This window comes from Geodermatophilus tzadiensis (assembly GCF_003002915.1).
GTDB classification, from domain to species: domain Bacteria; phylum Actinomycetota; class Actinomycetes; order Mycobacteriales; family Geodermatophilaceae; genus Geodermatophilus; species Geodermatophilus tzadiensis.
Genome location: NZ_PVTG01000010.1, coordinates 169,570 through 188,002, shown reverse-complemented (window position 1 = coordinate 188,002; position 18,433 = coordinate 169,570). Strand labels below are relative to the sequence as shown.

The 18,433-nt window shown below is 77.9% G+C and carries 23 protein-coding genes; 9 read left to right on the top strand and 14 right to left on the bottom strand.

Annotation, left to right across the window (positions count from 1 at the left end; translation table 11 throughout):
* On the top strand, window positions 1-566 hold a 566-nt coding region (locus tag LY71_RS23480), incomplete at its 5' end, for an HNH endonuclease signature motif containing protein (protein ID WP_170121359.1).
* Between the two features lie 147 nt (window positions 567-713).
* Here LY71_RS23480 and LY71_RS14355 read toward each other — a convergent pair.
* From LY71_RS14355 to LY71_RS14330, 6 genes are all read right to left on the bottom strand, one after another.
* A complete protein-coding gene (locus LY71_RS14355) occupies window positions 714-923 on the bottom strand; it encodes a DUF4177 domain-containing protein (protein WP_106278655.1) in 210 nt (69 codons plus the stop codon).
* A 97-nt stretch (window positions 924-1,020) separates the two neighbouring features.
* Window positions 1,021-2,604, bottom strand: coding sequence for a YfjP family GTPase (locus LY71_RS14350; protein ID WP_106278653.1), 1,584 nt, complete (start codon window positions 2,602-2,604; stop codon window positions 1,021-1,023).
* Window positions 2,601-4,298, bottom strand: coding sequence for a P-loop NTPase family protein (locus LY71_RS14345; RefSeq protein WP_106278651.1), 1,698 nt, complete (start codon window positions 4,296-4,298; stop codon window positions 2,601-2,603). The genes LY71_RS14350 and LY71_RS14345 overlap by 4 nt, the downstream gene beginning before the upstream one ends.
* A gap of 9 nt (window positions 4,299-4,307) precedes the next feature.
* Complete coding sequence (locus tag LY71_RS14340) at window positions 4,308-4,970, bottom strand: HAD hydrolase-like protein (protein ID WP_106278649.1); 663 nt, start codon at window positions 4,968-4,970, stop codon at window positions 4,308-4,310.
* Window positions 4,967-5,449 carry an FBP domain-containing protein gene (locus tag LY71_RS14335; RefSeq protein WP_245887900.1) on the bottom strand — a complete coding sequence of 161 codons (483 nt, stop codon included), beginning with the start codon at window positions 5,447-5,449 and terminating at the stop codon, window positions 4,967-4,969. The genes LY71_RS14340 and LY71_RS14335 overlap by 4 nt, the downstream gene beginning before the upstream one ends.
* Window positions 5,446-6,222, bottom strand: coding sequence for a cobalt-precorrin-6A reductase (locus LY71_RS14330; RefSeq protein WP_106278643.1), 777 nt, complete (start codon window positions 6,220-6,222; stop codon window positions 5,446-5,448). The genes LY71_RS14335 and LY71_RS14330 overlap by 4 nt, the downstream gene beginning before the upstream one ends.
* A 26-nt stretch (window positions 6,223-6,248) precedes the next feature.
* On the opposite strand from LY71_RS14330, the gene LY71_RS14325 reads away from it, so the two are divergent.
* On the top strand, window positions 6,249-7,331 hold the full coding sequence (locus tag LY71_RS14325; protein ID WP_106278640.1) for a cobalt-precorrin-5B (C(1))-methyltransferase: 1,083 nt from the start codon (window positions 6,249-6,251) through the stop codon (window positions 7,329-7,331).
* On the opposite strand, the gene cobM is transcribed toward LY71_RS14325, so the two are convergent.
* The 3 genes from cobM to def form a co-directional block, all read right to left on the bottom strand.
* Window positions 7,322-8,068: a precorrin-4 C(11)-methyltransferase gene (gene cobM, locus LY71_RS14320; protein ID WP_106278638.1), complete on the bottom strand. Its 747-nt coding sequence runs from the start codon at window positions 8,066-8,068 to the stop codon at window positions 7,322-7,324. The genes LY71_RS14325 and cobM overlap by 10 nt on opposite strands.
* Before the next feature lie 64 nt (window positions 8,069-8,132).
* Window positions 8,133-9,362, bottom strand: coding sequence for a precorrin-6y C5,15-methyltransferase (decarboxylating) subunit CbiE (cbiE, locus tag LY71_RS14315; RefSeq protein ID WP_106278635.1), 1,230 nt, complete (start codon window positions 9,360-9,362; stop codon window positions 8,133-8,135).
* The gene (gene def / locus LY71_RS14310) at window positions 9,359-9,916 is read right to left on the bottom strand and encodes a peptide deformylase (protein ID WP_106278633.1); all 558 of its coding nucleotides are present in this window, start codon (window positions 9,914-9,916) and stop codon (window positions 9,359-9,361) included. The genes cbiE and def overlap by 4 nt, the downstream gene beginning before the upstream one ends.
* 31 nt (window positions 9,917-9,947) lie before the next feature.
* Between def and LY71_RS14305 the strand changes: the two genes are divergently transcribed.
* The 4 genes from LY71_RS14305 to LY71_RS14290 all read left to right on the top strand — a co-directional run bounded on the left by LY71_RS14305 (window position 9,948) and on the right by LY71_RS14290 (window position 14,113).
* Complete coding sequence (locus LY71_RS14305) at window positions 9,948-11,009, top strand: cobalamin biosynthesis protein (protein WP_106278630.1); 1,062 nt, start codon at window positions 9,948-9,950, stop codon at window positions 11,007-11,009.
* A gap of 66 nt (window positions 11,010-11,075) precedes the next feature.
* Entirely contained in the window at window positions 11,076-11,810 is a 735-nt protein-coding gene (locus tag LY71_RS14300) for an ANTAR domain-containing protein (protein WP_106278627.1), read from the top strand.
* Window positions 11,811-11,942: 132 nt separating this feature from the next.
* Window positions 11,943-12,608 carry a lysophospholipid acyltransferase family protein gene (locus tag LY71_RS14295; RefSeq protein WP_106278625.1) on the top strand — a complete coding sequence of 222 codons (666 nt, stop codon included), beginning with the start codon at window positions 11,943-11,945 and terminating at the stop codon, window positions 12,606-12,608.
* Window positions 12,605-14,113 (top strand): cobyric acid synthase, encoded by a 1,509-nt coding sequence (locus LY71_RS14290; protein WP_106278623.1) that lies wholly within the window; start codon window positions 12,605-12,607, stop codon window positions 14,111-14,113. The genes LY71_RS14295 and LY71_RS14290 overlap by 4 nt, the downstream gene beginning before the upstream one ends.
* Here LY71_RS14290 and LY71_RS14285 read toward each other — a convergent pair.
* Window positions 14,100-14,498, bottom strand: coding sequence for an acyl-CoA thioesterase (locus LY71_RS14285; RefSeq protein ID WP_106278620.1), 399 nt, complete (start codon window positions 14,496-14,498; stop codon window positions 14,100-14,102). The two genes, LY71_RS14290 and LY71_RS14285, sit on opposite strands and share 14 nt — an antisense overlap.
* Window positions 14,499-14,530: 32 nt before the next feature.
* Between LY71_RS14285 and LY71_RS14280 the strand changes: the two genes are divergently transcribed.
* Window positions 14,531-15,139: an MSMEG_1061 family FMN-dependent PPOX-type flavoprotein gene (locus tag LY71_RS14280; protein WP_106278618.1), complete on the top strand. Its 609-nt coding sequence runs from the start codon at window positions 14,531-14,533 to the stop codon at window positions 15,137-15,139.
* 35 nt (window positions 15,140-15,174) lie between these two features.
* Complete coding sequence (locus LY71_RS14275) at window positions 15,175-15,600, top strand: VOC family protein (RefSeq protein WP_106278616.1); 426 nt, start codon at window positions 15,175-15,177, stop codon at window positions 15,598-15,600.
* 66 nt (window positions 15,601-15,666) lie between these two features.
* Here LY71_RS14275 and LY71_RS14270 read toward each other — a convergent pair whose 3' ends face one another.
* On the bottom strand, window positions 15,667-15,864 hold the full coding sequence (locus LY71_RS14270; protein WP_106278614.1) for a hypothetical protein: 198 nt from the start codon (window positions 15,862-15,864) through the stop codon (window positions 15,667-15,669).
* Window positions 15,865-16,019: 155 nt separating this feature from the next.
* Here LY71_RS14270 and LY71_RS14265 point away from each other — a divergent pair, with 155 nt between their 5' ends.
* Window positions 16,020-16,529, top strand: coding sequence for a type II toxin-antitoxin system PemK/MazF family toxin (locus LY71_RS14265; RefSeq protein ID WP_106278612.1), 510 nt, complete (start codon window positions 16,020-16,022; stop codon window positions 16,527-16,529).
* Between the two features lie 4 nt (window positions 16,530-16,533).
* Here the strand turns inward: LY71_RS14265 and LY71_RS14260 are convergent, their stop codons facing one another.
* The 3 genes from LY71_RS14260 to LY71_RS14250 form a co-directional block, all read right to left on the bottom strand.
* Complete coding sequence (locus tag LY71_RS14260) at window positions 16,534-16,959, bottom strand: hypothetical protein (RefSeq protein WP_245887897.1); 426 nt, start codon at window positions 16,957-16,959, stop codon at window positions 16,534-16,536.
* A gap of 68 nt (window positions 16,960-17,027) precedes the next feature.
* Window positions 17,028-17,327, bottom strand: a complete 300-nt coding sequence (locus LY71_RS14255) for a hypothetical protein (protein WP_245887896.1) — start codon at window positions 17,325-17,327, stop codon at window positions 17,028-17,030.
* Between the two features lie 44 nt (window positions 17,328-17,371).
* Window positions 17,372-18,433, bottom strand: a complete 1,062-nt coding sequence (locus LY71_RS14250; RefSeq protein ID WP_106278609.1) for an AbrB family transcriptional regulator — start codon at window positions 18,431-18,433, stop codon at window positions 17,372-17,374.

The window sequence follows — 18,433 nt, the reverse complement described above, 5'->3', positions numbered from 1 at the left end:
GTACGCCGGAGGGCGGGTCGGTCGCGTTGGCGCTGGCCGACGACGACGGCGCCCTGCGCGCCACCACCACGCTCGAGCAGCTGCGCCGCCTCGCCCGCCGCGGCTGCCCTGACCACCCCGAGGGCGAGTGCGGGTGCGCGCTGCTCGACCAGCCGGCTCCGGTCGCCGCCTACGAGCCGTCGGCGGCACAGCAGATGTTCGTGCGCACCCGCGACCGCAGCTGCCGCTTCCCCGGCTGCGGCCAACGAGTGGGCTGGGCCGACGCCGACCACGTCCTCCCACACTCCTGCAGCGGCGCCACCGACTGCGCCAACCTGTGCTGCCTGTGCCGCAGCCACCACCGGCTCAAGACCTTCGCCCCCGACTGGCGGTTCACCATGACCGCCGACGGACTGCTCACCGTGACCACCCCGTCCGGCATCACCAGGACCACCCGGCCACCGGGCATGCGACCACCTCCACCGCCCGAGCCCCCACCACCGGACGCACCACCGGACGACACCGACGCCTCACCTACGGCGCCGCCGGCCGACCCGGACGACCCGGACGACCCGCCACCGTTCTGAGCCGGGTCGCCGGGACGTCGGCTCGGGCCTCTCCGAGAGAGTCCGTGGCTGTCGGGTCCGGAGGCCGGCGAGCCATCCCGGGCAGTCCAGCAGGGGCACCCGGGGTCCTCCCACTCCGGGAGCCCCGGCGGCCCGCCGCGGGAGAGGTCAGACGAGGGCCCGCTCGAAGGTCACCAGCACTCCCTCGACGCCGCCCGGTCCGATGCGGCCCTTCACCTCGACGGCGGTGATCGCCTTGAGCTGCCAGCCCTCGCGAGCGTGCGAGTTCAGGACCTTCTCGAGCTTGTCACCGGACATCTTGCCGCCGATCACGCCCTCGCGGATCTCCTCGACCTTGTACTCGTAGCGCGCGGCCATCGCCTGCTCCTCTCCTCGGTGCTCGACGGGCCAGCCTGTCGGGCCGGGCAGCCGGCGTCCACGCCCGTGGCCACCATGGGGCGTCGGGTCCTCCACCTCAGGACCGGGCGCGACCGACCGCGGCGCAGAACCGGTCGTGGTCGGCGCGGGCCTCGGCCAGCGGCGCCAGCACCTCCTCGTCGGCCACCTCGGCCACCCGGGCGGTCAGCCGCTTCCGCGCCGTCCGGGCCCGGCGTCTGGCCCCGGCGGCGACCAGCGGCCGGCACACCAGGGCCAGGAGCAGCCCGGCGAGCAGCCCGCCCACCAGCAGCAGCGTGGGCAGCGGGATGCCCTGCACCCGCGGCAGCGGCACGACGTCGTCGAGCTTCAGCAGCCCCAGCCCGGCCAGCGCGAGCAGCCACAGCGCGCCCACCAGCGCGGTCAGCGCGAGCAGCCACTGCAGGCCCCCGGCGGCGCGCTGCCACAGCGGCGTCCGGTCCGGGCCGAGGTCGGTGCCGGCCACGGCACGGTCGAGCCGGTCGGCCAGCCGCTCCTCGGTGTCCTCCGACGTCCGGCGCAGCTCGTCGCGCCAGGCGGGCGGCAGCCCGCGGCCGGCGTCGTCGCGGGCCCGGCGCAGCGCGGCGTCCATCCCGGCCCGCTGCACCGCGCCGGCCTGCGGCAGCGAGGTCCGCACCCGCTCGTCGCCGAGGTGCAGCCGGCCCAGCGGGTCGCCGCGCAGCTTCGCCGTCCAGCGCAGCAGTGGCCAGCCGGTGTGCGCGGTGCCGCTGCGCCGGGCCGAGCGCTCGACGGCGCCCACGACGGCCGGCACCCCGGCGGCGTCGGCCAGCGCGCCGGTGAGCTCGTCGCGGGCGCCGCGGCCGGGGCCGCGGTCGGGCCCGAGGTCCGGCGCGCAGTGCCCGGCCAGGGCACCGGCGGCGGCACGGGCGTCGGCGGTGAGCCGGTCGCTGGCGGCCTTGCGCGCGCCCACCCGGCGGGCCAGCTCGGCGCGCAGCTCGGGCAGCCCGTGGCCGGTGCGCGCCGCGGTGGGCAGCACCGGCGTCCCGGTCAGGCCCTCCTCGTCGAGCAGCCGGCGCAGATCGGTCAGGCAGGCCACCGCGGCGGCCTCGTCGAGCCGGTCCACCTGGTTGAGCACCACCAGCAGCACACCGGAGTGCCCGGCCAGCGGCGCCAGGTAGCGGGTGTGGACGGCGTCGTCGGCGTACTTCTGCGGGTCGAGCACCCACACCAGGACGTCGACCAGCTGCACCAGCCGGTCGACCTCCAGCCGGTTCTCCAGCCGCACGCTGTCGTGGTCGGGCAGGTCGAGCAGCACCAGCCCGTCCAGCGCCGGGTCGGGGTCGGCCACCCGGTGCCGGCGTGGCACCTCCAGCCAGTCGAGCAGCCGGTCGGCGCCGTGCTCGCCCCAGACGCTGGCGTGCGCCACCCCGGTGGTCGGCCGCCGCACCCCGGGCGTGCTCACCTCGGCGCCGGAGAGCGCGTTGAACAGCGTCGACTTGCCGCTGCCGGTGGCCCCGGCCAGCGCCACCACCGTGGCGTCACCCAGCGCCTCGCGGGCCCCGGCCTTGGCCAACAGCGACCGGGCGGTGCCCACCTCGGGCACCTCCAGCCGGCCCTCCGCGACGCCGACCGCCTCGCGCAGCGCGGCCAGCCGGTCGGCCAGCGACAGCTCCCGGGCCCTCACGCGGCGGTCCCGCGGGCGGCGGACAGCGCGGCGACGGCGGCCCGCAGCCGGACGGCGGCGTCGTCGGCGACCGCGGTGCCGGCCAGCAGCTCCTCGAAGCGGTCCTCCTCCCAGCGCAGCAGCCGGTCGGCGCGGGCGTCGAGGTCGGCGCGGGCCCGGGTGGCCAGCGCCCGCACCGCGGCGTCGCCGAACACCGCCTCGAGCACCCGCTGCCCGACCGCCGTCGTCCCGCCCGCGATGGCGAGCTCCGCGCCCGACAGCCCCGCCGTCGAGGCGAACACGGCGACCATCACCACCGCGCCGGCGCCGTTGACGCCCCACGACAGCAGCCGCGCCTGCGAGCGCTTGCCCCGCCCCTCCTCGCGCACCAGGTCGAGCACGAAGCCCTGCCAGTCGCGCACCTCCTCGGCGGCGACCGGCGCGAAGTCCGGCGAGACGCCCGACAGCTCCTCCTCCCGGCCGGCCAGCAGCCCCGGCCCGCCGGGCAGCGCCCGCCAGGCGGTGACCGTGCGGTCGGCGGCGCGGTCGGCCTCGGCGCGCAGCAGCGTCTCGACGCCGGACTCCAGCGCGCCCTGCAGCGAGTCCGGCGAGGTCGGCCGGCCGGTCAGCGCCGCGGCGAGCCGGTCGCGCAGCCGGCCCACCTGGGTCTGCAGCGAGCGCATCCACTCGCCGGTGCCGACGAAGTCCTGCCACCGGGCCAGCACCTCGCCGCGCAGCAGGCTGCCGTTGCTGACGCCCTCGCTGACCGCGTCCCGGGCCCCGTCGTAGGCGGCGCCGGCGGCCGACCGCAGCGTCCCGGCGGCGGCGGCCTGCTCCTCGACGCCCGCGGCGACGGCGGCCACCCGCCCGTCGAGGCTCTCCAGCGCCCCGGCCAGCGTCTGCCGGACGACGGCGGCGCGCTGCTCTTGGTCGGCGGCCAGCCCGCGCAGCCACCCGCGCAGCGCGGCGACCTGGTCCTCGGGCAGGAAGCCGTCGGTCAGCGGCCGCTCCTCGACGACGAACAGCCGCGCCGCGCCCAGCCCCCCGCGCTGCAGCATCCCGGCGAGGTCGGCGGCCACCTCGTCGACCGCCTCGGGCGGGACCCGGTCCAGGACGACGGCCAGCGCGGTGCCCCGCTCCTGCGCCGTCCGCAGCAGGTCCCAGGGGACGGCGTCGGCGTAGCGGGCCGCCGTCGTCACGAAGACCCACAGGTCCGCCGCCGACAGCAGCTGGCCGGCGAGGTCGCGGTTGGCCTCCACCACCGAGTCGACGTCGGGGGCGTCGATCAGCGCCAGCCCGGGCGGCAGCGCCTCGGAGGCGACCAGCCGCAGCCCGCCCGCGACGTCCCCCTCCCCCGTGGTGCGGGCCAGGCCCGGCAGCACGCGGTCGCCGGAGAAGGCGGCGCGGTCGGCCGGCGAGCACACCAGCACGGGGGCGCGCGTCGTGGGCCGCAGCACGCCCGGCGTGGTGACCCGGGCGCCGAGCACGCTGTTGACCAGCGTGGACTTGCCCGCGCCGGTGGAGCCGCCGACCACCGCCAGCAGCGGCGCGTCGAGGTCGCGCAGCCGCGGCAGCAGGTAGTCGTCGACCTGGTCGACCACCGCCCGGGCGGTGCGCGCGGTGGCCTCCCGCGACGGCGTCGCCAGGCCCAGCGGTGCGGCGGCGACGGCGTCGCGCAGCTCCTGCAGCGCGTCGGTCAGCGGGGGCGCGGTCACGACCGGTGTCTAGCCCGTCGCGGGCCCCGCTACCCGTACCAGTGCGGACGGCACCTCGGCGGGCACCGCGGCGACGGCCGCCGCACCCGCGCCGGCCAGCTCGACCGGACCGCCCGGACCCCAGCCGGCGCCGACGCAGGGCAGCCCGTGCGCGGCCGCGCCCAGGACGTCCTGCGCCCGGTCACCCACCAGCACGGCGGGCCGCCGGCCGGGGTGGGCGGCCAGCGCCGCGGCCACCACCTGGTCCTTGTGCCGCACCGTCCCGTCGAACGTGGCGCCGTGCACGCTCGCGAAGGCACGCAGCAGGCCCACGTGCCCCAGCACCCGGACGGCGAGGGCCTCCGGCTTGCTGGTGGCCACCGCGAGCACGGAGCCGGCGGCGCGCAGGGTCCGCAGCAGGTCGGGGACGCCGTCGTAGACGGTGACGTCGAACAGCGCCCCGGCCGAGTAGTGCGCCCGGTAGGCCGCGACCGCGCGGTCGACGTCGGCCGGCGGGACGCCGAGCACGGTGGCGAGACCGTCCTGCAGCGGCGGGCCGACCACGTCGCGCAGCTGCGCCGGCGTCGGCTCGGGCAGACCGACGGCGGCCGCGGCGACCCGCACCGAGGCGGCGATGCCCGGCGTCGAGTCGACCAGCGTGCCGTCGAGGTCGAACAGGACCAGCGGGGTCACCGCAGCACGGCGTCGACGAACTCCGCCACGCGCCCCCGCAGCTCGGCGACCCGCTCCTCGCCCACCTCGACGGGGTCGCGGTCGCGCAGCCACGGCGGGATCTCGGTGCGGGCGCGGGCGGCGCAGCCGAGGTCGGCGCACACGTAGGTGCCCACCGTGTTGCCGTTGCGGCCGGCCGCCCCGGCGCGGCGCGCGGTGAACAGCGAGACGGCGTCGCCGGAGTGCGTCGAGCGGCAGAGCAGGCACATGACGCTGCGGCGGGCCGACATGCGCGACTCCGCCGCGCGCAGCGCGATGCCGACCGGCCCGTCCTCCCGCTGGACGACGAGGTAGCCGCGCAGCGGCGCCTTGGGGTCGCGCCAGCCGAGCACCTCGAGCTCCTCCCACGGCAGGTCGGCGAGGTCGCGCGGGAGGATGGCGGCGCCGGCCTCGCCCTTCGAGCAGTTCACGAAGGAGCGCCGCACCTGCTGCTCGGTCATCGGTTCCACGAGGGGCCATCCTCCGTTCCGGCACGGGTGCGTCTCAACCGGTTTGTCCAGGACACCGCCTCCTCGACCGTCGCCACGACCGGCACGCCGGCGGGCAGCGGCGGGCGGCGGACCAGCACCACGGGCAGCCCGAGCTCCCGCGCCGCGACCAGCTTGGCCTCGGTCATCGCGCCGCCGGAGTCCTTGGTGACGACGACGTCGACGCGGTGCTCCCGCATCAGCGCCACCTCGTCGTCGACGGCGAACGGGCCGCGGGCCAGCAGCAGCACCGCCCGGGCCGGCAGCGGCTCGCCGGGCGGGTCGACCGAGCGCACCAGCACCCGCCCGGTCAGGCCCGCGAACGCGCCCACCCCCTGCCGGCCGGTGGTGAGCAGGACGCTGCCGGCGTCCCGGACGGCGCCGGCCGCCTCGGCCAGGGAGTCCACGTACGTCCAGCGATCCCCCGGCCCCGGCGTCCAGCCCGGCCGCTGCAGGCGCAGCAGCGGCACCCCGGTGCGGGCGGCGGCCGCGGCGGCCGACGCGGTGATCCGGGCGGCGAAGGGGTGGGTGGCGTCGACGAGGGCGCGTGGCCGGTGCTCCGCCAGCCAGCCGGCCAGCCCGTCGGCGCCGCCGAAGCCGCCGACCCGCACCCCACCCTCGGGCAGCACCGGGTCGGCCACCCGCCCGGCGAGGCTGGACAGGACGTCGGCGCCGCCGGCCACCAGGGCCGCGGCCAGCCGCCGGGCCTCCCCGGTGCCGCCGAGCACGAGCACCTGCCCGCTCATGCCGCGCGGCCGGGGATCATGGGCCGGTGAGCAGGGACGGCGCCGCGGGGCTGCGGCACGGCTGGACCACCGGCGCGTGCGCGACGGCGGCCACCACCGCGGCCTACACCGCGCTGCTCACCGGCGAGTTCCCCGACCCGGTGACCATCGACCTGCCCCACGACCGGCACCCCTCCTTCGCGCTGGCGACCGAGTCGCTGGAGGACGGCGCGGCCAGCGCCGGGGTCGTCAAGGACGCCGGCGACGACCCCGACGTCACCCACGGCGCGCTGGTCGGCGTGCGGGTGACGCCGGGCGAGCCGGGCAGCGGGGTGGTGTTCCGGGCCGGTGAGGGCGTGGGCACGGTGACCAAGCCCGGGCTGCCGCTGGCGGTCGGCGAGCCGGCGATCAACCCGGTGCCGCGGCAGTTCATCCGCGCGCACGTGGCCGCGGTGGCGGCGCGGCACGGCGGCAGCGGCGACGTGGTCGTCGAGGTGTCCATCGAGAACGGCGCCGAGCTGGCGCGGCGGACGTGGAACCCGCGGCTGGGGATCCTCGGCGGGCTGTCGGTGCTGGGCACGACCGGCGTCGTCGTCCCCTACTCGTGCTCGTCGTGGATCGACTCGATCCGGCGCGGCATCGACGTCGCCCGCGCCGCCGGGCACGAGCACGTCGCCGGCTGCACCGGCTCCACCAGCGAGAAGACGGTGCAGGAGCTGTACGGCCTGCCCGAGGACGCGCTGCTGGACATGGGCGACTTCGCCGGCGCGGTGCTCAAGTACCTGCGCCGCCACCCGGTGCCGCGGCTGACCGTGGCCGGCGGCATCGGCAAGCTGGCCAAGCTCGCCGACGGCCACCTCGACCTGCACTCGGGCCGCTCGCAGGTCTCCTTCGACTCCCTCGCCGCCCGGGTGGCGTCCGCCGGCGGCTCCGCCGGGCTGGTCGCGGGCGTGCGCGGGGCGAACACCGCGCTCGACGCGCTGCGGCAGTGCCAGGACGCCGGGCTGCCGCTGGGCGACCTGGTGGCCGCGGGTGCCCGGGAGACCGCGCTGGGCGTGCTGCGCGGGTCGCCGGTGGCGGTCGACGTCGTGGTGGTCGACCGCGCCGGCGTGGTGGTGGGTCAGGCCTGACGGCATCGCGTCGTCGAGTACAGGTGGCTGTCGGGGAACTCGGCGGCGGTGAGCACCGGGCCGACGACGACGACCGCCGTCCGCCGCACCCCCGCGGCCTCGACCTGCCCGGCGATGTCGGCGAGCGTGCCGCGCAGCACCAGCTCGTCGTCGCGGCTGGCGCGGGCGACGACGGCGACCGGGCCGTCGTCGCCGTAGTGCTCGGCCAGCTGCGGGGCGAGCTCGGCCATCCGCTGCACGGCCAGGTGCAGCACGAGCGTGGCGCCGGTGGCGGCGTAGGCGGCCAGCTCCTCCCCCGGCGGCATCGGCGTCGAACGGGCCGACGTGCGGGTGAGGACCACCGTCTGCCCGACCCCCGGCACGGTCAGCTCGCGCTTGAGCGACGCCGCCGCCGCGGCGAACGCCGGCACCCCGGGGACGACCTCGTAGGGCACGCCGGCCGCGTCGAGCCGGCGCATCTGCTCGGCCATGGCGCTGTAGACCGACGGGTCACCGGAGTGCAGCCGGGCGACGTCGAGGCCGGCCTCGTGCGCGGCGACCAGCTCGGCGGTGATCTCGTCGAGGTCGAGGTCGGCGGTGTCGACCAGCCGGGCGCCGGGCGGGGCGGTGTCGAGCAGCTCGCGCGGCACCAGGGCGCCGGCGTAGAGGCAGACGGGAGCGGCGGCGATGACGCGCGCCGCCCGCAGGGTGACCAGGTCGGCCGCGCCCGGGCCGGCGCCGATGAAGTGCACGGTCATGCCCGGCCGCCCCTCCCGTGCACTCCCGCGGACGTGCACGGTGCACTTCCGCGGACGTGCTCGCTCACCACCGGGTCACCGACCAGATCGTCACGGGCATCGCGGGCTTCCAGCCGGTGAACGACCCGACCGGCTCGGCGCGCGAGACCTCCACCCGCACCAGCTCGCCGCCGACCTCCGCGTGCCACCGGGCGAGCACCGCCTCGCTCTCCACCGTGACGGCGTTGGCCACCATCCGGCCGCCCACGGGGAGGGCGTCCCAGCAGGTCTCGACCAGCAGCGGCGTGGTCAGGCCGCCGCCGATGAACACCGCGTCGGGGGCGCCCAGCCGCGCCAGCACGTCCGGTGCGTGCCCGTGCACCACGCGCAGGTAGGGGACGCCGAGCCGCGCGGCGTTGCGGGCGATCCGCTCGGCCCGCTCGGCGGAGGCCTCGACGGCGACCGCGCGGCAGGTGGGGTGCGCGCGCATCCACTCGATGCCGATGGAGCCCGCGCCCGCACCGACGTCCCACAGCAGCTGCCCGGGGACGGCGGCCAGCCGCGACAGCGTCACCGCGCGGACCTCGGACCTGGTCAGCTGCCCGTCGGACTCGTAGGCGCCGTCGGGCAGGCCCGGGGTGGTCGGCAGCGGCGCGGTGCCCCGGTCGGCCCGGCACTCGACGGCGGTGACCACCAGTGCCGGCGCCGGCTGCGACCAGGTGGCCGCGGTGCCGCTGCGCACCTCCTCGTCGGGGCCGCCCAGCCCGCCGAGCACGGTCACCAGGCTCGGCCCGTAGCCGCGGTCGGACAGCAGCGCGGCCACCTGCGCCGGCGTCTCGCCGTCGGACCCGAGCACCAGCAGCCGCCGGCCGGGCTGCACGTGCGGGTGCAGCAGCTCGATCGGCCGGCCGACCAGGGAGACCACCTCGGTGTCCTCGACCGCCCAGCCCAGCCGGGCGCAGGCCAGCGACACCGACGACGGCGCCGGCAGCACCCGCACCCGCTCGGCGCCGAGGAGGCGGGTGAGCGTGGTGCCGATCCCCGACAGCATCGGGTCACCGCTGGCCAGCACCACCACGGCCCGGCCCGCGTGCTGGTCGACCAGGCCCGGCAGCGCCTCGGAGAGCGGCGAGGGCCAGGGCACCCGCTCGGCGGGGACCTCCTCCGGCACGAGGGACAGCTGCCGGGCGCTGCCCATGAGCACCTCGGCGCGCTCCACCTCGGCGCGCGAGGTGGGCGCCAGCCCCTCCCAGCCGTCGGCGCCGATCCCGACGACGACGACCGGCGCGACGGCCGGGTCCGCGGTCCCCGTCACGCCGGCAGCTCGCCCTCGGGCACGGCCGCCTCGGCCAGCAGCCGCTCCCGCAGCTCGGCGGGCAGCCGGTCGACGTAGACGACGCCGTCGAGGTGGTCGACCTCGTGCTGCAGGCAGCGCGCGGCCATGCCGGTGGCCTCGATCGAGACCGCCCTGCCCTTCACGTCGACGCCGTCCACCCGGGCGCGGAAGGTGCGCGCGAGCTCGGCGTAGGGACCGGGCACCGACAGGCAGCCCTCCTCGGTGACCTCCTCGGCGGGCTCGCCGTCGGCCGGGCCGAGCAGCGTGAGCTCCGGGTTCACCACGTAGCCGACGACGTCCTCCCCGCGCGCGTCGGGGCAGTCGATGACGAAGACGCGCGCGTCGACGCCGATCTGGTTGGCCGCCAGCCCCACCCCGTCGGCCTCGCGCATCGAGGCGAACATGTCCAGCACCAGCCGGCGCAGCCGCTCGTCGAACTCGGTGACCGGCGCGGTCGGCCGGTGCAGCACCTCGTTGCTGCCGTAGGTGACGATCGGCCGGGCGACGCCGTCGTAACGGCCGGGCAGGCGCATGGCCGCGATCCTAGGAAGCGCCCTGGGCAGGATGGACGCCGTGCCGCCCCGCCGAGACGTCCCCACCGCTGTGGGCCTGGCCCTCGGCGCGGCCGCCGACCTGCTGCTGGCCGACCCGCGGCGCCGTCACCCGGTGGCCGGCTTCGGCACGGTCGCCGCGGCGCTCGAGCGACGGGTGTGGCGGGACGCGCGGGCGGCCGGCGCCGGGTACGCGGCGGTCCTCGTGGGAGCCGCGGCGGGCCTGGGGGCCGGGCTGGACCGGGCGACCCGCGACCGGCCGGCGGTCCGCACACCGGTGGTCGCCGTCGCCACCTGGGCGGTGCTCGGGGGCACCTCGCTGGGGCGCGCCGCCACCGCGATGGCCGGGGCCCTCGACGCCGGTGACCTGCCGACCGCACGCGCCCTGCTGCCCACCCTGGCCGGGCGGGACCCCTCGGCGCTCGATGCCGGCGAACTGGCCCGGGCCACGGTGGAGTCGGTCGCGGAGAACACCTCCGACGCCGCCGTCGCGCCGCTGGTGTGGGGCGCGCTGGCCGGGCTGCCCGGGCTGCTGGGGTACCGCGCGGTCAACACGCTCGACGCGATGGTCGGCCACCGCTCGCCGCGGTACGCCCGCTTCGGCTGGGCCGCCGCCCGCGCCGACGACGCCGCCAACTGGCTGCCCGCCCGGCTGACCGCCGCCCTCACCGTGGCCTGCGCCCCCCTGGCCGGCGGCTCCGCCCGCGGGGCGCTGCGCGTGTGGCGCCGCGACGGCGCCGCCCACCCGAGCCCCAACGCCGGGCGCTGCGAGGCCGCCGCGGCCGGCGCGCTGGGGCTGCGGCTGGGCGGGCGCAACGTCTACGGCACCCGGGTCGAGGACCGGCCGGTGCTCGGGGACGGCCGCGGTCCCGGCAGCGGCGACGTCGTCCGGGCGGTCCGGCTCTCCCGCGCCGTCTGGCTGGCCGCCGCCGCCCTGGCAGCGGCCGCCCGGCTGGCCGTCGGGGTCGGGCGGGAGCGGGGAAACGAGCCCGTGCCGAAAAGCGTGCATCCGGCGGTCCGGGCGGCTACCGTCAGCAGGGTCCCGAGCGGCCGGCCCAGCCGGCATACCGCCTGAGGTCGAACCCACGGCTGAGCGGCGCTCTCCCGGGCCTCGCCCGGCGCGCGTCCTCCGGAGCACGCCATGACGTCGACCGTGTCCCGCCCCCTCCACCGGCACGCCGCACCCACGCCGCGGCCGGCCGCCCCGCAGCTGCCCCGCCCCCCGGCGCCCTCCCCGCTGACCACCCGGCGCACCCGCCTCGCCGGCCGGTGGCGCTACGACCGGCTCAGCGGCGAGTGGTGGTGGTCGGAGGAGATGGCCGCGCTGCACGGGCTGACCGGCGGGCAGGCGGGCCCGTGCACCGAGGCCCTCGTCGCCGCGCAGCACCCCGACGACCGCCCCCGCACCATCGACGCGCTGTCGGCCGCCGTCACCGGCGCCCAGGGCTTCTGCCTGGAGGTCCGGCTGGCGCCCGACGGCGGGGACGAGCGCCCCGTGGTGTTCCTCGGGGAGCCGCAGCTCGACGACGACGGCACGGTGACCGCCGTCGAGGGGCTGGTCGTGGAGGCGCCGTCGGGCAGCTCGCGGGCGGCCGAGGAGCGCATCCGCGCGCTGGAGACCGAGATCGGGCAACTGCGCAGCGCGATGCAGAGCCGGGCGCCGATCGAGCAGGCCAAGGGCGTGCTCATGCTGCTCACCGGCTGCGGCGACCAGGTGGCCTTCGACCTGCTGGCGCACATCTCCAGCCACACCCACCGCAAGGTCCGCGAGGTCGCCGTCGACCTGGTGTCCTCGGCGTCGGGGCACGGCGTGCTGCCGGCCGACGTCCGGGCCATCCTGCGCGACGCCTGCCCGCCCGACCACCGGGCACCCTGACCGCACCGCGCGGGTGACCCCGCCCTCCCCCGCCGCCCTGCCTCCTCGGCGGGCGGCGCGGCGGGGGAGGATGCCCGGGGCGCGCACCGGTGGGACGGACGCCGGCCCGCGGCCCGAGGAGGGGAGACCGGCGTGTTCTACCTCGTGGCGCGCTTCGTGCTGCGGCCGCTGTTCTGGTTGCTGTTCCGGCCGCGGGTGCGCGGGCGGGGCAACGTCCCGGTCGAGGGGGCGTTCATCATCGCCAGCAACCACCTGTCGTTCATCGACAGCATGGTCATCCCCCTCTCCGCGCCCCGGCGGGTGCACTACCTGGCCAAGGCCGAGTACTTCACCTCCCCCGGGGTCGGCGGCTGGCTGAGCCGCACGCTGTTCGGCGCCCTCGGCGCGATGCCCGTCGAGCGGGAGACCCACCGCGCCGCCCAGGCCGCGCTCGACACCGCGCTCGGCGTGCTGCGCCAGGGCGAGGGCTTCGGCATCTACCCCGAGGGCACCCGCTCGCGCGACGGCCGACTGGCCCGCGGCAAGACCGGGGTGGCCTGGCTGGCGCTCACCGCGGGCTGCCCGGTGGTGCCGGTCGCCGTCCGCGGCACCGACCGCATCCAGCCGGTGGGGTCGCGGTGGCCGCGCCCACACCGCTTCTCGGTGGTCTTCGGCGAGCCGCTGACCTTCCCCGACCACGCCGGGAAGGCCGGCAACGGCCGCGCCCGCCGGGAGGTCACCGACCGGATCATGGAGGCGATCGCCGACCTCTCCGGGCAGGAGAAGGCCGGCTGGGGCGCACCCCGCCCCGTCTCGTGAGCGGCGCCCTGCTCGTCGCCGGCACGACCTCGGACGCCGGCAAGTCGGTGGTCACCGCCGGCATCTGCCGCTGGCTGGCCCGCCAGGGCGTGCGGGTGGCGCCGTTCAAGGCGCAGAACATGAGCAACAACTCGATGGTCACCCCGGACGGCGCCGAGATCGGCCGGGCGCAGGTGGTGCAGGCCGCGGCCGCCGGCGTGCCGCCCGAGGCGGCGATGAACCCGGTGCTGCTCAAGCCCGGCGGGGAGGACGCCAGCCAGGTCGTCGTGCTGGGCCGGCCGGTGGCCGAGGTGACCGCGCTGTCCTACCGGCCGATGAAGGCCGCGCTGCTCGAGCAGGTGCTCGGCTGCCTGGCCGACCTGCGGTCGCGCTTCGACGTCGTCGTCTGCGAGGGCGCCGGCTCCCCCACCGAGATCAACCTGCGCGCCGACGACATCGCCAACATGGGCCTGGCCACCGCCGCGGGGCTGCCGGTCGTCGTCGTCGGCGACATCGACCGCGGCGGGGTCTTCCCCGCCCTCTACGGCACGGTCGCGCTCATGCCGCCGGCCGACCAGCGGCTGGTCGCGGGCTTCCTGGTCAACAAGTTCCGCGGCGACGTCCGGCTGCTGCGGCCCGGGCTGGACCGGCTCACCGAGCTCACCGGGCGCCCGACGCTGGGCGTGCTGCCGTGGCTGCCCGGCGCCGCGCTCGACGTCGAGGACTCCCTCGGCATCCCCACCGGCGTCTCCTCGGCCGGCCCGCCGCACGGCGAGGACGTGCTCCGGGTCTCGGTCGCCCGGCTGCCGCGGCTGTCGAACTCCACCGACCTCGACGCGCTGGCCGCCGAGCCGGGCGTGCTGGTGCGCTTCGTCAGCCGGCCCGAGGAGCTCGCCGACGCCGACCTCGTGGTGCTGCCGGGCACCCGCGCCACCGTTCCCGACCTCGCGTGGCTGCGGGCGACCGGGCTGGCCGACGCCGTGGCCCGCCACGCCGCCGCGGGGCGACCGGTGCTCGGCATCTGCGGCGGCCACCAGATGCTCGCGCGCACCGTCACCGACGACGTCGAGTCGCGCGCCGGGGCGGTCGCCGGGCTGGGGCTGCTGCCGGCCGACGTCCGCTTCGCGCGGGAGAAGACCCTGGGCCGCCCGGCCGGGCACGCGCTCGGGCACCCGGTGCGCGGCTACGAGATCCACCACGGGCAGGTGACCTACGACGAGGGCGGCGCCGAGCCCTTCCTGGACGGCGGCCGCGCGGGGTCGGTGTGGGGCACCACCTGGCACGGGGCGATGGAGAACGACGGCTTCCGCCGCGCCTTCCTCGCCGAGGTGGCCCGGGCGACCGGGCGGCGGTTCGTCCCGGCGCCGGACACCTCCTTCGCCGCGGTGCGCGAGCGGCGCCTGGACGCCCTCGGCGACCTGGTGGCCGAGCACGCCGACACCGCGGCGCTGTGGCGGCTGGTCGAGCAGGGCCCGCCGGCGGACCTGCCGCTGCTGCCGCCCGGGGACGCGCTCAGCCCGCGCTGAGCGCCGCCTCCAGGCGGGTGCGGACGTCGTCGGGCCAGGGCGCCGCGGCGCCGTCGGCGACGGCCACGTACGTGTTCCGGACGGCGCAGCAGACCCGCTCGCCGACGCGCACGGTGAACCGCACCGTCAGGCTGCTGCGCCCGAGCCGCTCGGGCTCGGCGTCGACGGTGACCGTGTCGCCCCAGCGGGCCGACGACGACCACTCCAGCGAGCTGGCCTTGACGACGGGGTCGGTCTGCTCCACCAGCTCGTCCCACGGCAGCCCGACCGAGGCCCACCAGACCATCGACGCCTCGTCGGCCCAGACCAGGTAGTGGGCGTTGAAGACCACCCCCTGCTGGTCGCACTCGACGAACCGGACCGGGGAGCTCCACGACACGGGCACGACCCGGAAGCTAACGGGGCTACCGTCCTCCCGTGCAGGCCGACCTCCCTCCCGATCCCGTCCTGGCGTCCTACCGGCCGCCCTCGCAGCTGGTGCTGGACAAGGAGATCGACCACCTCGACGCCCACTGCCGCGCCTTCGTCGGGCTGGCACCGTTCGCGGTGCTCTCCACCGCGGACGCCTCGGGAGCGCCGGAGGTCTCCCCGCGCGGCGGTGACCCGGGCTTCGTCAGGGTCCTCGACGAGCACCGGCTGGTGCTGCCGGACCGGCAGGGCAACAACCGGCTCGACAGCCTGCGCAACGTGGCGGCCAACCCGCAGGTGGCGCTGCTCTTCCTCGTCCCGGGTGTCGAGGAGACGCTGAAGGTCTACGGCACCGCGGCGCTGGCCGGACCCGACGTCCCGGGCCTCGACCTCACCGAGTTCGGCCGGGCGCCGCGCTCGGTGCTGGTGGTCACCGTGACGCGGGCCTACCTGCAGTGCGCCAAGGCGGTGATGCGCTCGGGGCTGTGGGACCCGGCCGCGCAGGTGGACCGCGCCGCGCTGCCGCCGTTCGGCACGATGATCCGCGACCACTGCCGGCTGGAGAGCCCGCTGCCCGACGACGCCACGCTGCGCGCGGAGCTGGCGCTCGAGCTCTGAGTGGACCTGTCACTGGTCGCTGGCAGGCTCCGCGCATGGCGACCGAGTTCCAGGTGACGATCGACTCCGCCGACCCGCACCCGCTCGCCGACTGGTGGGCCGAGGCGCTGGGCTGGCAGGTGGAGCCGCAGGACGAGGACTTCATCCGGCGGATGGTGGAGCAGGGTCACGCCACCGAGGCCGACACCACGACGCACCGCGGTGCGCTGGTGTGGGCCATCGGCGCGGCGCTCACCTCGCCGGACCCGGGGCGGCCCCGGGTGCTGTTCCAGCGCGTGCCCGAGCCGAAGACGGTCAAGAACCGCGTCCACCTCGACCTGCACGTCGGTGCGGAGCAGCGGGAGGCGGAGGTGGCCCGGCTCGTGGGCATGGGCGCGCGGGAGCTGCACCGGGCCTCGATCGGCCCGATGGAGTGGGCGACGCTGGCCGACCCCGAGGGCAACGAGTTCTGCGTCGCCTAGTACCCCGTCGCCCCGTGCCCCGTCGTCCCGTGCCCCGTCGTCCCGTGCCCGCGACGGGGCCGGTCGCTACGGGAGGGAGACGTCGCGCGCCAGGCGGCGGCTGGCGACGGTCCGCTCGGCGATCCGGCGGAGGCGGGTGTGCCGCGGCCGGCGCTCGGTGCCGAGGTAGCGCGCGTCCTCGACCAGCTGGAACGCGGCGAGGACGCTGGCGCGCACCTCGCGCGAGCGCGGCACGGCGGGGATCACGGGCAGGGCCGAGGTCATGTGGGAGCCCCCTCTCCCGGGGCGCGGCGACGACGGCCCCGTGACCCAATGGTGCCCCGGCAGGACGCTCCGCAACCAGAACCGAGGCGAATTGGTACCGGTGTGACGAACGGGACAGACGGGACGGCGGAGACCCCGGTCCGTACGGTGCCCGCATGGCCTCCCGACTCGTCGACGTCCTCACCCGGCTGGTGTCCGCCGCCGCCCCCGTCGTCCGCCGGGCGGCCGCCCCCGCACGCAGGCAGGCACCGCGCGCACCCCGGGCGGCGCGCGCGACCCCGGGCATCGACACCGCCTACCGGCCGCGCGCCGACGGCCGGCCCGACCCCGGCGAGGTGGTGTGGACCTGGGTGCCCTACGACGAGGGCGACGGTCGCGGCAAGGACCGCCCGGTGCTGGTGCTCGGCCGCCGCGGCGAGGAGCTGGTCGGGCTCGTGCTGACCAGCAAGGACCACGACCGCGACGCCCGGGACGAGGCCCGGTTCGGCCGGTCCTGGATGGACGTGGGCACCGGCCGGTGGGACAGCCGCGGCCGTCCCAGCGAGGTCCGGCTCGACCGGCTGCTCGTGCTCGACCCGGCCGCGGTGCGGCGGGAGGGCGCGGCGCTGGACCGGGAGCTGTTCGAGCAGGTGGTCGCCGCCGCGCGGCGCACCCAGGGCTGGTGAGGCGTCAGGCGGCCGCGGCCAGCCGCCGCTTCGCGAGCGCGATGGGCAGCTGGGCGACGAGGGAGGGCAGGACCCAGGCCGCCGGGCTCCCGGTCTGCGCGACGAGCAGCCCGGTGGTCAGCGCGACGTAGGAGCCGCCCAGCAGGTGCGGCTGCAGGGTCGGCCAGTGCGGCCAGGCCCGCCTCCGGGCCAGTGCGCCGGCGCCGGCGAGCGCCGCGGTGAGGACGCCGGAGCCGACCAGCCAGCCCAGCCCCGGTGCGGTCAGCGCCAGGGCACAGCCGGTCGCCGCCACGACCGCGACCGCGGCCAGGTAGCCGGCCGCCGTCGCCGCGCCCCGCCGCCCGCGCAGCCGCGCCAGCAGCCACAGCGGGCCGAGCAGGAGGCCGGCGCTCTCGGCCGCGACGTGGAGCAGCAGCACCGTCTCGCGCACGCACCCACGGTGGCCGCGGGTCCGCCGGGACGGCAGTGCCGGCCGTCCCCGCCCGGTGGTGACGGGTGTCAGCAGGCGCGGTCGGCGGGGCCGGGCCGGGGCCCCGCGGGGCGCAGGCGGTAGACGCCGGCGCGGCCGGGCAGCGGCTGCAGGTCGTAGCGCGAGACGACCTTCGGGCCGTCGTGCAGGTGCACGTGCGTGACCGTGGGGAGCGGGTCGCCGTGGCGGGCGGCGCGGACCTCGACCCGCCCGTCGAGGGGGCCGCCCACGAACAGCAGGACGGCGTCCTGCTCGTCCGTGGCCGGGTCGTCCACGACCGCAGTCTCCACGTCGGACAGCTCCGTCTCCTCCCTCGGCGCGCGGCTCACCCGGTCGAGGGTAGGCGTGCCGTGCCACTCGTCCGGGCCACCGCTCAGGCGGGGCGGCGGCGCAGCCGGCGGGCGATCAGCGGCGCGGCCAGCAGCATGACGAACAGTCGCAGCACCTGGACGGCGAGCACGAAGGTCGTGTCCGCACCGGTGCCGGCGGCCGTGGCGAGGACGGCGTAGAGGCCGCCGGGCGTCGTCGCCAGGTAGGCGTCCAGCCGGGTGGCGCCGGTGGCCGCGGCGAGGACCTCGCCCAGGCCGGCGCAGGCGACGACCAGCCCGACGATGATCGCCAGGGCCAGCGGCAGCGCGCGGCCGATGGTGCGCAGGCTCTCCCGGGTGAAGGCCAGCCCGACCTGCAGGCCGATGAGCCCGAAGGCCACCGCCTCCACCGCCCCGGGCACCGTGGCGCCGGCGGAGAGCCCGCCGAGGTCGACGGCCGCGGCCACGAGCATCGGGCCGAGCAGCGCGGGGACCGGCAGGCGCACCGGCCGGGCCAGCCCGTACCCGGCCAGCGCGCAGCTGGCGGTGAACGCCAGCCCGGCCGGCCACCCGGGGCCGTCCGGGGTGGCGACCGTGCCGCCGGAGCCGGGGTGGGCGCCGTAGACCACGGTCGCCACCACCGGCATGGCGACGACGATGAGCAGCACCCGCAGGTACTGCAGGACGGCGACCATGCGGTCGTCGGCGCCCAGGTCGCGGGCCATCGCGGTGATGCCGGAGGCGCCGCCGGCGATCATCGCGAAGGCGCCGGTGACCGGGCCGATCCCCGGCTGCAGTCGCAGCAGCAGCCCGGCGGTCACCGTGAGCAGCAGGGTGGCGACGGTGACCAGCAGGACCGGCAGCCAGTCCTCGCCCAGCGCGGCCAGGGTGTCGAGGTCGACCAGCGCCCCGATCGAGACGCCGACGACGGCCTGCGCCGCGGCGGTGCCGGTCCGGGGCACGGCCAGCCGGGTGCGGCCCGCCAGGCCCCGGACCAGCCCGGCGAGCAGCCCGCCGAACAGCGGCGCCGAGGGGACCCCGGCGAGGTCGAGCAGGACGCCGGCCAGCACCGCCCCGGCGACGAGGGCGGCGGCGTCGGCGAGCCGGCGCAGGGGGACGCGCGCCAC